The organism is Flavobacterium rhamnosiphilum, from assembly GCF_004349195.1.
Classification (GTDB): domain Bacteria; phylum Bacteroidota; class Bacteroidia; order Flavobacteriales; family Flavobacteriaceae; genus Flavobacterium; species Flavobacterium rhamnosiphilum.
The window spans coordinates 22,963-36,198 of sequence record NZ_SMLG01000012.1 but is presented as its reverse complement, the minus strand read 5'-3'; the positions used below and the strand labels follow the sequence as shown (position 1 = coordinate 36,198).

General features: G+C 33.7%; 10 protein-coding genes. 4 read left to right on the top strand and 6 right to left on the bottom strand.

The window, feature by feature from the left end:
• Positions 1-36 precede the first annotated feature (36 nt).
• The 3 genes from secDF to E0I26_RS13920 all read left to right on the top strand — a co-directional run bounded on the left by secDF (position 37) and on the right by E0I26_RS13920 (position 6,064).
• On the top strand, positions 37-3,006 hold the full coding sequence (gene secDF, locus E0I26_RS13930; RefSeq protein WP_131917052.1) for a protein translocase subunit SecDF: 2,970 nt from the start codon (positions 37-39) through the stop codon (positions 3,004-3,006).
• Positions 3,007-3,148: 142 nt separating this feature from the next.
• Positions 3,149-3,763, top strand: a complete 615-nt coding sequence (locus E0I26_RS13925; protein WP_131917051.1) for an acyloxyacyl hydrolase — start codon at positions 3,149-3,151, stop codon at positions 3,761-3,763.
• Positions 3,764-3,925: 162 nt separating this feature from the next.
• Positions 3,926-6,064 carry a T9SS type B sorting domain-containing protein gene (locus tag E0I26_RS13920; protein WP_131917050.1) on the top strand — a complete coding sequence of 713 codons (2,139 nt, stop codon included), beginning with the start codon at positions 3,926-3,928 and terminating at the stop codon, positions 6,062-6,064.
• Between the two features lie 51 nt (positions 6,065-6,115).
• Here the strand turns inward: E0I26_RS13920 and lgt are convergent, their stop codons facing one another.
• From lgt to E0I26_RS13895, 5 genes are all read right to left on the bottom strand, one after another.
• Positions 6,116-7,042, bottom strand: a complete 927-nt coding sequence (gene lgt, locus E0I26_RS13915; RefSeq protein WP_131917049.1) for a prolipoprotein diacylglyceryl transferase — start codon at positions 7,040-7,042, stop codon at positions 6,116-6,118.
• Between the two features lie 68 nt (positions 7,043-7,110).
• Complete coding sequence (gene yidD, locus E0I26_RS13910; protein ID WP_131917048.1) at positions 7,111-7,359, bottom strand: membrane protein insertion efficiency factor YidD; 249 nt, start codon at positions 7,357-7,359, stop codon at positions 7,111-7,113.
• 83 nt (positions 7,360-7,442) lie between these two features.
• Positions 7,443-8,921, bottom strand: a complete 1,479-nt coding sequence (cysS, locus tag E0I26_RS13905) for a cysteine--tRNA ligase (RefSeq protein WP_131917047.1) — start codon at positions 8,919-8,921, stop codon at positions 7,443-7,445.
• A gap of 159 nt (positions 8,922-9,080) precedes the next feature.
• The gene (folE, locus tag E0I26_RS13900) at positions 9,081-9,752 is read right to left on the bottom strand and encodes a GTP cyclohydrolase I FolE (protein ID WP_131917046.1); all 672 of its coding nucleotides are present in this window, start codon (positions 9,750-9,752) and stop codon (positions 9,081-9,083) included.
• A 218-nt stretch (positions 9,753-9,970) separates the two neighbouring features.
• Positions 9,971-11,173, bottom strand: coding sequence for a pyridoxal phosphate-dependent aminotransferase (locus E0I26_RS13895; RefSeq protein ID WP_131917045.1), 1,203 nt, complete (start codon positions 11,171-11,173; stop codon positions 9,971-9,973).
• Positions 11,174-11,300: 127 nt separating this feature from the next.
• On the opposite strand from E0I26_RS13895, the gene E0I26_RS13890 reads away from it, so the two are divergent.
• Positions 11,301-12,629, top strand: a complete 1,329-nt coding sequence (locus tag E0I26_RS13890) for a PDZ domain-containing protein (protein ID WP_131917044.1) — start codon at positions 11,301-11,303, stop codon at positions 12,627-12,629.
• A gap of 63 nt (positions 12,630-12,692) precedes the next feature.
• Here the strand turns inward: E0I26_RS13890 and E0I26_RS13885 are convergent, their stop codons facing one another.
• Complete coding sequence (locus E0I26_RS13885; protein WP_131917043.1) at positions 12,693-13,079, bottom strand: DUF1573 domain-containing protein; 387 nt, start codon at positions 13,077-13,079, stop codon at positions 12,693-12,695.
• Positions 13,080-13,236 lie beyond the last annotated feature (157 nt).

Sequence of the window (13,236 nt, the reverse complement as noted above, 5' to 3'; positions counted from 1 at the left end):
AATAAATAAATAAAAAATAATTAATTTTTAGTAATAATGCAGAATAAAGGACTTATTAAATTTTTCGCAATTCTATTTGCATTGGTAAGTATTTACCAACTTTCTTTCACTTTTGTCGCAAGCAAAGTAAAAAGTGATGCAAAATCTTTTGCAGGTGGAAATCCTGAAAAAGAAGTAAAATATTTGGATTCTATTGGTAAAGAGAAAGTATTTAATCTTGGGTTTACCGATTTTACGTTCAATGAAGTTAGTGACAAACAAATCAATAAAGGTCTTGACTTAGAAGGTGGTATCAATGTGATACTTCAAATATCTGTTAAAGACATTTTAAAAGGATTATCGAATAATTCTAAAAACCCAGTTTTCAATAAGTCTTTGGCGGATGCTACTGCAGATTTACAAGGGAATAAATCGTATTTAGATAAGTTTTTTGATGCTTTTGAAGCAAATTCAAAAGGAACTGTAAAATTAGCTTCTCCTGATATTTTCGCAAACAGAAGTTTGCAAGGTGAAGGTGGAGTAGATTTTCAAATGACAGATGCAGAAGTAAAAAAGGTTATCTCCAGAAAAGTAGATGAGTCTGTCGAAAGTGCTTTTGGAGTTTTAAGAAAACGTATCGACCAGTTTGGTGTAACGCAACCTAATATTCAAAAATTAGGAAATTCAGGTCAGATTCTTGTTGAACTTCCTGGCGCAAAAGATGTAGATCGTGCTAAAAAATTATTATCAAGCACAGCTCAATTGCAGTTTTGGGAAACGTACAAAATTGAAGAAATAGGTAACTTTTTAATGGCTGCTAATGAGTCATTGAAAAAAACTGAAATCAAAATTACTGAAGTAAAACCAGTTGTAAAAGATTCTTTAAGTGCTTTACTTACGGATACTAAAGATTCAACTGCTACTAAAAAAGGAGAAAATCCTTTATTTGATAAAATTATTGGTCAAGGTGGAGGTCCAGTTTTAGGACTTTTCTCCCCAAAAGATACTGCCGTAGTAAACGGATATTTGAAAAGAGCTGATATTAGAATTTTATTAGCAGGTGACCAACGTTATGCAAAATTTGTTTGGGGTAAACCAATGACAATAAAAGATGCTAAAGCAAAAGATATTGATGCTGTAGAATTATACGCTTTAAAAGGAAACAGAGACAATGTGCCTTCAATGAGTGGTGGTGTGGTTACAGATGCAAGCGATACATTTGACCAATCAGGTAAACCAGCTGTTTCTATGCAAATGAACGGTCAAGGTGCAAAAGCTTGGGAAGAATTAACGGGTAGAGCGTATACTCAAAAAAGCAATATCGCTATTGTTTTGGATGATGTGGTTTATTCTGCACCGGGAGTTTCTACTGGTCCAATTTCAGGTGGTAGATCTGAAATTTCAGGAGCTTTTGATATTACAGAAACTAAAGATTTAGCGAATGTGTTAAGAGCAGGGAAACTTCCTGCTGCTGCGGATATTGTTCAATCAGATGTGGTAGGGCCATCCTTAGGTCAAGAAGCAATTGATAATGGTACTAACTCCGCTTTGATAGGATTGCTTTTAGTATCACTTTGGATGATGATCTATTATGGTAAAGCAGGTTGGTATGCAAATCTTGCATTAGCGGTTAACTTACTTTTCTTGTTCGGAATTTTAGCAAGTCTTGGAGCAGTGTTAACATTGCCAGGTATTGCCGGTATCGTTTTAACAATGGGAACAGCTGTTGATGCGAATATCATTATTTACGAAAGAGCAAAAGAAGAATTGCGTGCTGGTAAAACGTTGGAAGAAGCTATTAAAACTTCATACAGTTGGAGAGGTGCGATGTCATCAATTACTGATGCTAACGTAACGCATATTTTAACGGGAGCTGTATTGTTTATTTTTGGTTCAGGACCAATTAAAGGTTTTGCTACTACATTATTGATTGGTATCGTAACTTCATTGTTTACCTCTATTTTTATTGCAAGAATCTTTATTGATTGGAATATAAGCAAAAAGAATAATTTGACATTTGTTACAAATTTCTCTAAGAATATGTTTAACAATTTCCATTTTGATTTCTTAGGTGTAAAAAAATGGACGTATTTATTCTCAAGTATAGTAGTTGTTATAAGTGTTATCTCTTTAGCAACAAACGGACTTGATGAAGGTGTGGATTTTGTTGGAGGAAGAACATTTCAAGTGCGTTTCGAAAAACCAATCGAAACTGAAACAGTAAAAGCTGAATTGACTAAAGTGTTTGGTAGTGCCGAAGCTAAAATAGTTGGTAAAGACAATCAATTAAAAATTACAACAAAATACAAAGTTCATGAGCCAGGAATTAAAGCTGATGAAGAAGTGAATAAATTGTTGTATGCTACTTTAAAACAGCATTTTTCAGCAGATATGACTTATGATAAATTTGTAAATTCTTATGATGGTAAAAAATTAGGAATTCTACAAGCTTCAAAAGTAGGTCCAACTGTAGCACAGGATATTAAAACTAATGCGTATTGGGCGGTACTTGGAGCGATGGCTATCGTGTTTTTATACTTGATGATCAGTTACAGAAAATGGCAATATAGTTTAGGAGCTATTGCAGCTATTGCACATGATGTTATTTTTGTATTAGGGATTTACTCATTATGCTATAAATTCATGCCTTTTGGTATGGAAATCGATCAGCATTTTATCGCTGCGATTCTAACGGTTATTGGGTATTCTATGAACGATACCGTAATTGTATTTGACAGGGTTCGTGAATTCTTGGCAGGTAAAACTAAAGGTTCTTTTGCTGAAATTGTAAATCAATCTATTAATACGACGATGTCAAGAACAATTAATACTTCATTGACAATGATTGTGGTATTGTTGATTATGTTTGTTTTTGGAGGTGAATCTATCAGAGGATTTATATTTGCTATGTTGGTGGGTATCATTGTAGGAACGTATTCTTCATTGTTTATTGCAACACCAGTGCTTGTAGATACGATCTCAAAAGAAGATAAAAATAGGGTTGAAAAACAACACCAAGAAAGTTAAAAAAATAGTTATATAATTTTTAAAAAGAGATCCAACGAAAGTTGGATCTCTTTTTTTTTAGTTCATAATTGTTAATTTGTTTTTTTATCACTAATTTAATGGTGTAATTCGAGAAACGTAATAGCTTTGAAAATAAAATTTTATGTGTAATAAAATATTTTTTATTTTAACGGTTGTCTTTAGTTCTATGACGTTTTATGCTCAAGATAAAACGAGTAAAATTGAATTGGGTTTTAATTATGGTTTTGGAAGTGAATTAAAGAATGACGATTATACGTACTCTAATAGTTATTATAAACTACACTTATATTATACACTAAAAAAAACTAAGCGTTTTAAATATGAGATTTTGTTGCAGCCGGAACTAAATTTTGCAACGCACCAACTTTTGAATCCCAATTTTGTGCAACCTGACGATCCCAATTACATTGAAAAGCGCGAAAGATATACCAAGTTAAAAGATATAAAAGAATATGTTTTGAATATTGGTTTTTTGATGAGAAAACCAATTTTTAAAAAGGCTAGTGTTTACGTTTTGGGAAGTGTTGGACCTATGATTATTGATACGGAGACAGAGCGATTATCAAAAGGTTTTGCTTTTTCTAACGTAGTAGCTTTAGGAATTACTTTTAAATTAAACAAAATTACAGTTGATGTAAGACCTAATTTTCGTCATGTATCTAATGCTGGATTACAAAGTTTAAATTCTGGGTATGATACTACAAATATTGATTTTGGTTTTTCATTTTCGTTATAGAATAATGACTCTTTTTTTTCTAGATCCTTTATAATCAGTTACTATCTCTAAAGATATATTAATTGAAACTTTATAGTATCAAAGTATAAAATTTATATATTTACTAAATATTTGTTAAAAACATACAGCTTTATTTTTAGATCAAATTAAAACCTACGAATAATGAAAAAGAATATACTTTTATTTGTCTTTGTTTGTTTTGTTAATTTATTACTTGGCTCTAGTATTTTTGGTCAAACTGCTCCGCCAACACCAAATCCGCAATTCCTGTATTATTGTTTAAATGAACCTGCTGTTCCTTTAGTGGCAACACCTTCTGGAGGAGGTACATTAAGATGGTATGCTGCAGCTACTGGAGGAACATTTTCTACCACTGCTCCAACTCCGCCAACAGCTACAGCAGCTACAGGAACTCCAGGATCGAGTCCTCTTACGTATTATGTAACTCAAGTAATTGGAGGAGTTGAGAGTACTCCTCGAACTGAAATATATGTTTATGTTAACCAAAAATTAGATTTATTTTGTCAAACAATAACACCGAATTCTATTAAATTTGATTTTGCAAATACAGGACAATCTAGTTTTACATATAGTTATACGGTTGATGGTGGGACACCAGTTACAGGAACACATACTGCTCCTTCTAATTTTACAGTTTTAGGTTTGAATGAAGGGCAAACAGTAGTGTTTACTCTTACAGCTGTAGGAGCAAAGACTTGTGTGACTCCTGAAACTACAAGTTGTAGAACAACATGTTCTCCAGCTAATATTAAAACACCTGATTTCCCTGCAATTGCTCCTTTTTGCTCAGGGTCTGTAACACCAATTTTAGCACCAACATCCCCAAATGGAATTACAGGAACTTGGTCACCTGTAATAATAAACAATACAACAAGCGGAAGTTATGTGTTTACTCCAAATCCAACTTTATTTCCATGTGCTACAACACAAACTTTGAATGTAACTGTTACACCATTGGTTACCCCGACTTTTACAGGTATTCCAGCTACTGTTTGTCAAAATGCGACAGCGCCAATCTTGCCAACAAGTTCATCAAACGCCACGCCAATAACCGGTACTTGGAGTCCTCCAGTTGTTAGTACAACTGTTTCGGGACCAACTCCTTATACTTTTACTCCTAATCCGGGACAATGTGTTTCAAGCCCTACAACAGTAGTAACGATTACCGTTAATCCCAATATAACGCCAACTTTTACACAGGTTCCGGCTATTTGTTCCGGTGCTGCACTTTCGGCTTTACCTACAACTTCAAATAATAGTTTTACAGGGACTTGGTCTCCGGCCTTAAATAATACGGCTACTACAACCTATACTTTTACTCCAACTGCTGGTCAATGTGCAACTACGGCTACAATGATCATTACAGTCACGCCAAATGCTACTCCGACATTTACTGTGGTTTCTCCAATTTGTACAGGAACACCCTTGGCTCCTTTGCCGACAATTTCTAATAATGGTTATACAGGAACATGGTCTCCGGCCTTAAATAATACGGCTACTACAACCTATACTTTTACGCCAACAGCGGGGCAATGTGCAACTACGGCTAATTTAACGATTACGGTGAATCCATTAAGAACGCCAACTTTTACTACTATTCCGGCAACTGTTTGTGAAAATGATCCAGTTCTGGTTTTGCCAACAAGTTCTTCGGATATTCCTGCAATAACGGGAGCATGGAGTCCGGCAACTGTTGATACGTCAGTTTTAGGACCAAATGACTATGTTTTTACGCCCAATCCGGGACAATGTGCGGCAACAATTACACAATCAATTACAGTTAGTTCATCCAATACGCTTGTTGACGTGAATTGGACAGTTACGGAAGCATTTGCCAAAAATCAAATAGTCACGATTAATGCCACGGCAGCTGGAGATTATTTGTATCAATTAGATGATGGGCCGTTTCAAGAAAGTCCAATCTTTGAAAATGTTTCTTTAGGGCCCCATTCCATTACAGTTCAAGACAAAAATGGATGTAGTCTTCCAATAACAAGAAATAATGTTTTAGTGGTTAATTATCCTAAATTTTTCACACCTAACAATGATGGATATAATGATACTTGGAACATTTTTGCTTTACAAGATCAATCCAGTTCTAAAATTCTAATATTTGATCGTTATGGCAAACTTTTAAAAGAAATTTTTCCAAATGGTTCGGGTTGGGATGGAACGTATATCGGACAGCCAATGCCGGCAAATGATTATTGGTTCAGTATTGAATACACGGAACAAGATATTCCCAAGAAATTCAAATCTCATTTTTCATTAAAAAGATAAAAACAAAAAAGCTTCCTGAATTGGGAAGCTTTTTTGTTTTATTAAGTAATATTATATTTTAATAGGCTTTTCTGCAGTAAAAATAAAATACAGTCCAATTAAAATAAAAGGAATGCTTAGCCATTGCCCCGTAGAAAATAATCCCAAAGCACTCTCAAAACCGCCTTGACTTTCCTTAACGGATTCCACTACAAAACGTACAGAAAATAACAGAACTAGAAACATACCGAATATATATCCTGTTTTATTTCGTTTTTCAGTTTTCCAATACAAGAAAAATAAAATTGCAAAAACAAAAATGTAGCAAAAAGCTTCGTACAATTGAGTAGGATGTCTTAGCGGTACCTGTTCGAGTAAAGATGCGAATTTAGGATCTGTTGCGATAGCAGTATAAGCATCTTTAGGATTGGCTATTTGTGTAGCGTTAACAGCATCCATTGGACTGAAATGATCTTTGATAAATTTTATTCCAAATGGTGATGTGGTCTCATAGCCTATAATTTCTGAATTTAAAAAATTGCCTAATCTCACAAAAATAGCGCCGCTAGCCACTGGAATTACCACTCGGTCTAAAATCCACATTTGGGGTCTTTTAAGTACATTTTTACTATAAAAATACATGGCAATTATAATAGAAATGGCCGCACCATGACTTGCTAAACCTTGATAACCGGTAAATTCAAAATTTGGTGAAAAGCGGAAAGGTAAAATGATTTCCAATAAATGATTGCGGTAATATTCCCAATCATAAAAGAAAACGTGTCCTAAACGTGCACCAATCAAAGTGGCAAGTACAGTCCAGATGAACAAAGAATCTAATTTATCTATGGATTCTCCTTCGCGTTCAAATATGTTTTTCATAATGTACCAGCCTAATCCAAAAGCGATTACAAACATTAAGCTGTAATATCTAATTACAAAAAAGCCTAAATCGATTCCTTCTGATGGATTCCAAACTATGTTTAAAGCGTGTGTCATTTAGTGTTAAATTTGTTTATTAGCCGTAAAAATAAAGATTTAAAGTAAAATTTCGTATTTAAAAAAAGTTAATGTTTGTGATTACACACTTTTTTGGGAACAGGATCATAACCAGTTTTTCCCCAAGGATGGCAACTTAAAATACGTTTCATTCCTAAAAAAACACCATAAAACAAACCATGAGTTTGTAATGCTTCAATCATATAGGAAGAACAAGTAGGTTCAAATCGACAAGCTGCAGGAGTAAAAGGGGAAATAGCAATTTGATAAAACCGAACCAATAGCAAAAATGGGTAAATAATTATTTTGGATAACATGACTTTAGTATTAGAATTTAAAACTTCACTTTTGTTAATCAAAATTATTTTACGGTATTAATCTGCAACTTGATATTATGAAACTAAATACTAAAAGTAGTTCCTTCTTTTCCATCTTTCAACTGAATTCCTAATGCAATCAATTGATCTCTGATTTGGTCTGATAATGTAAAATTCTTATTGTCGCGGGCTTGTTTTCTCATTTCAATAAGCATGTTTACCGTCCCTTCTAATTTGTCATTACTGTTATCAGAAACTTTTTCGTCTTCCAGTCCTAGAACATCAGAAACGAAACTATGCATTGCTTTTGCAAAAGATTTTAAATCTTCGGCATTCAAGGTTTCTTTTCCGTCTTTCAATAAATTGATAAATCGAACGCCTTCAAATAATTGTGCAATTAAAATTGGAGTGTTAAAATCATCATTCATCGCATCATAACATAATTGTTTCCATGCCTGAATATCAATCGTGCTTTTTGTGCCTGCAACAATATCTTTTAACGAATTCATGGCTTCCATCAATCGTTTGTATCCTTTTTCGGCAGCGACAATTGCATCATCAGAAAAATCAAGAATGCTTCTGTAATGTGCTTGTAACATGAAAAATCGGGCTACCGATGCTGAAAAGGCCTTGCTTAAAATGGTATTTTCTCCAGTCAATATTTCTCTTGGTAAAATATTATTACCAGTAGATTTTGCCATTTTTTTACCATTTAAAGTCAGCATGTTGGCATGCATCCAGTAATTAACAGGAGTTTGTCCGGTACATGCTTCATTTTGAGCAATTTCACATTCATGATGCGGGAATTTCAAATCCATTCCGCCTCCGTGAATATCAAAATGATTGCCTAAATATTTCGTACTCATTGCGGTACATTCAAGATGCCAGCCCGGAAATCCATCGCTCCATGGCGAAGGCCAACGCATAATGTGCTGTGGTTCGGCTTTTTTCCAAAGCGCAAAATCCTGTGAATTTCTCTTGTCACTTTGACCGTCAAGATCACGGGTGTTGGCAAGCATATCCTCAATATTTCTACCGCTTAGTCTACCGTAATGATTGGTTTCGTTGAACTTTACTACATCAAAATAAACCGATCCATTGGCTTCATAGCCAATTCCTTTGTCAATAATAGTCTTGATAATTTCAATTTGTTCAATGATATGCCCCGTAGCTGTAGGTTCTATACTTGGCGGTAAAAAATTAAATTCATTCAATATATCATGAAAATCTACCGTATAGCGCTGCACTACTTCCATGGGTTCCAGTTGCTCTAAACGTGCTTTTTTTGCAATTTTATCCTCACCTTCATCCACATCATCCACAATATGCCCCACATCAGTAATGTTTCGAACATAACGAACCTTGAAATCCAAATGCAAAAAATACCTGAAAATTACGTCAAAGGACATGAATGTTCGCACATTTCCAAGATGCACATTGCTATAAACCGTAGGTCCGCAAACGTACATTCCAACATTCCCTTCGTGAATAGGTGTGAAAATTTCTTTTTCTCCCGAAAGAGAATTGTATATTTTTAGATTTTGGCTACTGTATAATGGCATTTTGTGTTTTTTTATTTGTCATTGCGAGGAACGTGGCAATCAGGAGCTTATTCCTGCTTTACGTTACAATCTTTTTTCGTTTAAAAAAAAACGAATAAAAGGATTTTCACTACAATCAGGGCTAGGGCTTTATCGTTACTAATGAAGTTTATTTCTATTTTAGAACTTTGTTTCTAATTTAATATAATCCAAAAATTCTCTTTTAGTTTGAGCATCTTTAAATTTCCCGCCAAATTCTGAGGTTACGGTACTACTTTCAATATCGCCTATTCCTCTGGAATTTACACATAGATGTTTGGCATCAATAACGCAAGCGACATCTTCAGTGCCTAAAGCAATTTGTAATTCTTGAACAATTTGCATCGTTAAACGCTCTTGTACTTGGGGTCTTTTGGAATAATATTCTACAATTCTATTCATTTTAGAAAGTCCAATCACCCTTCCATTGGAAATATAAGCCACATGGGCTCTTCCTATAATTGGCAATAAATGATGTTCACAGGTAGAGTAAACGATAATGTTTTTTTCAACTAACATTTCGCCGTATTTGTAGTTATTGTCAAAAGTAGAAGCTTTTGGTTTTTTGGCAGGATTTAGACCTCCAAAAATTTCTTTTACAAACATTTTGGCAACACGATTGGGCGTACCTTTTAAGCTGTCATCTGTCAAGTCCATTCCAAGTGTAATCAGAATATTTTCGACATCTTTTTTTATTTTGTCTATTTTTATTTCATCTGTAATGTCAAAAGCATCCTTTCGTACTGGATTTTCTGCATTGGTACTAATATGATTGTTTCCTATTTCGTCTTGAAATTCTTCGTTGTTTATCATTAAAAGCTACTATTATTGTGGGTGTAAATATTTAAGCGGTAAAGATAAATAATAAAAATTAAAGAATTTCTATAGCGCTTACTATTTAAGACGACTTTAGGGTCACAAAAGCGTTGGTTTGTTCTAAACTGGTTGTAAAAACAAAGGCAGTAACTGTTACGTTACTGCCTTTTCATAAATTAGTTCTATTTTAGGATACCAAAATGGGAGTGTTTTTTTTATTTGGATTGAGTTGCATTATAAACTGGAATTGCCGCTTTCAAAATAGATACAGCAGTAATTAAATCTTCTTTCTTTAATACATAAGCAATTCGAACCTGATTTAATCCCATTCCCGGAGTCGAGTAGAAACCTGCTGCAGGCGCTACCATTACCGTTTCACCATTAAAATCATACGTTTCTAAAAGCCATTGTGCAAAAGCATCAGCATTGTCAACCGGCAGTTGTGCAATACAGTAGAAAGCACCTTTTGGTTTTGATACTATAACACCTTCAATTTTGTTCAACTCATTAATTAGCGTATCTCTTCGCTCTCTATATTCCGAAATCACTTCGTCAAAATAACTTTTTGGAGTATCCAAAGCTGCTTCACTTGCAATCTGTTCAATAGTAGGAGGACTCAATCTTGCTTGCGCAAATTTCATAGCGGTAGCCATGACTTCTTTGTTTTTAGAAACAATACATCCTATTCTCGCGCCACACATGCTGTATCTTTTGGAAACAGAATCAATCATAATAGCGTGTTCTTCAAGTCCTGGAACATTCATTACTGAATAATGGATGTCGCCATCGTACGTAAACTCACGATATACTTCGTCAGAAATCAAGAATAAATCATGTTTTTTGACCAAAGCAGCTAGTTGCATAATTTCTTCTTTCGAATATAAATATCCGGTTGGATTTCCTGGATTGCAAATAAGGATCGCTTTTGTTTTTGGAGTAATCAGTTTTTCAAAATCTTCAACTGCCGGTAAAGCAAAACCTGTTTCAATAGTTGAAATTACAGGAACAACAGTAACACCTGAAGCTGTTGAAAATCCATTGTAATTAGCATAAAATGGCTCTGGTATGATAATTTCATCACCCTGATCCATAGTACTTCCCATAGCAAACATAAGTGCTTCCGATCCACCGGTAGTGATTATGATATCCTCTATATTTACAGGAATCCCTTGGTTGGTATAATAAGCCGATAATTTTTTTCTGTAGCTTTCATTTCCTGCGGAATGACTGTATTCTAAAATAGTTAAATCAATATTTTTAACTGCATTCATGGCAACTTCAGGAGTTTTGATATCCGGTTGACCAATGTTCAAATGGTATACTTTATGTCCTTTTTTCTTAGCTATTTCTGAGTAGGGAACCAATTTTCGTATTGGTGATTCGGGCATCTGTTTCCCTTTGTTTGATATTTTTGGCATAGTCTTAATTATTGAGTTGCAAATTTGCAATTTTTTTTTCGAATTTATTATAATCAATATGCGTATATATTGTTAAATCTGCATTTTTGATATGATTTATTTACTATTTTTATGTAAAAGAATAACAATGAAAAAAACACTATTTTTATTTCTCATTTGCCTATTTGTTTCTGCTGTTTCTGCACAACAAGGATTTCATTTTGAAAAAGACGTTAATAAAGTCAGCGTACCTTTTAAATTGATCAATAATTTGGTTTTTGTACCTATTAAAGTGAATGGTATAGAGTTGAATTTTTTGTTAGATACCGGTGTTGCCGAAACCATATTGTTTAGTTTGGAAGATAAAAAAGAAGTTCGTTTTTTTAATGCCGAAAAAATATTATTAAAAGGGTTAGGAAGTCAAGCGGCTGTTGAAGGATTAAAATCTACAAATAATATTTTGGAATTTAGCAGTTTAAAGAATAGGAATCATATGCTTTATATTGTTTTAGATCCCGATTTTAATTTATCGTCTCATATAGGAATTCCAGTAAACGGGATTATTGGGTATCAGTTTTTTCGAAATAATTTAGTGGAAATTAATTACCAAAAAAAGAGAGTGATTGTTTACAAAGACACTGATAAAAACCGAACTAAAATTGAAAAAAAGTTTAATACTATTCCTATTACTATCGAGAAATTGAAGCCTTATCTAAAAAGTACGGTGTATCAGGATAATCGGAATGTTCCCGTTAAATTATTGATAGATATAGGCAATAGTGATGCAGTTTGGTTGTTTCAAGGCCGTTCTGAATCGATTAAAGTTCCATTGAAAAATTTCGATGATTTTTTGGGAAGAGGTTTTAGCGGCGACATAGAAGGTAAAAGAGGTAGAATTCAAAAATTCCAGATGGCAGATTTTGAATTTAATAATCCCGTAGTGGCTTTTCCAGACTCGATTTCGATTAGAAATGTCACCATAGTACCAGATCGAATGGGATCAGTAGGAGGTGAAATCATGAAGCGATTTACGGTTATATTCGATTACCAAAAACAACAAATGTATCTAAAAAAGAATAGTGATTATCAGGCTCCATTTAGCTATAATAAAAGTGGTGTAGAGGTACAACATAATGGATTGCAGTGGGTTCAGGAAACCGTTCGAATGGAAACTGTTCCCTTGAGCTCAAATTACTATGAGTCTGACGGGACTAAAGTTACGAATGAGTTTAAATATAAATTTCAATTAAAGCCTATTTATGAGGTTGCCAATGTTAGGAAAAATTCTCCAGCCGCCAACGCGGGATTGAAAAAAGGTGATATAATCCTTTTGATTAATAATAATCCAATCCATACACACTCATTGCAAGAAATTAATGCTCTTTTTAAGTCGGAAGAAGAAAAATGGATTACTTTGGAGGTGGAACGTAAAAGCGAAATCTTAAAATTCAGGTTTCAATTGTATGATATATTATAAATTAAAAACGCTTCTGGAAAGATTTATCCAAAAGCGTTTTTTTATTTATTTTTAATTCTGATATTAATTGGAAATAACTTCTCCTTTAATTTTTAGAGCAACCCTTCCGGCTTCATAGTTGACTGCATTTGATTCAACAGTTAGTGTTTTTCTGATAGGACCGGGAGCCATGTTGTATTTAACGGTTATTTTTCCTGTTTTTCCTGGCATGATTGGCTCGTCTGGTTTTGTAGGTACCGTGCATCCACAAGTAGATAGTACATTAGTAATAATTAATGGAGCATTACCTGTATTTGTAAAGATAAAATCACGAGAGCCATTTTCATTCTTGGTAACCTTTCCATAATCAATCGTGTTGTCTTTGGCAGCAAACTCAATTTTAGGTCCATTTTGAGCAAAACCGATACTACTGATTAACGCGAATGTGAATAAAGCTATTATTTTTTTCATTTTCTTGAATTTAAAATCATTTAGTAAATTTAGTTCCTTATTAATTAAGGTACAAATTTTTATTTCTCTTTTTATAGTGTACTTAATTATTTACTTTTGTCTCCAATTAGAATTACAAATATCAGACCAAAGTCTAAAAGGTTATTTGTTGATTTGG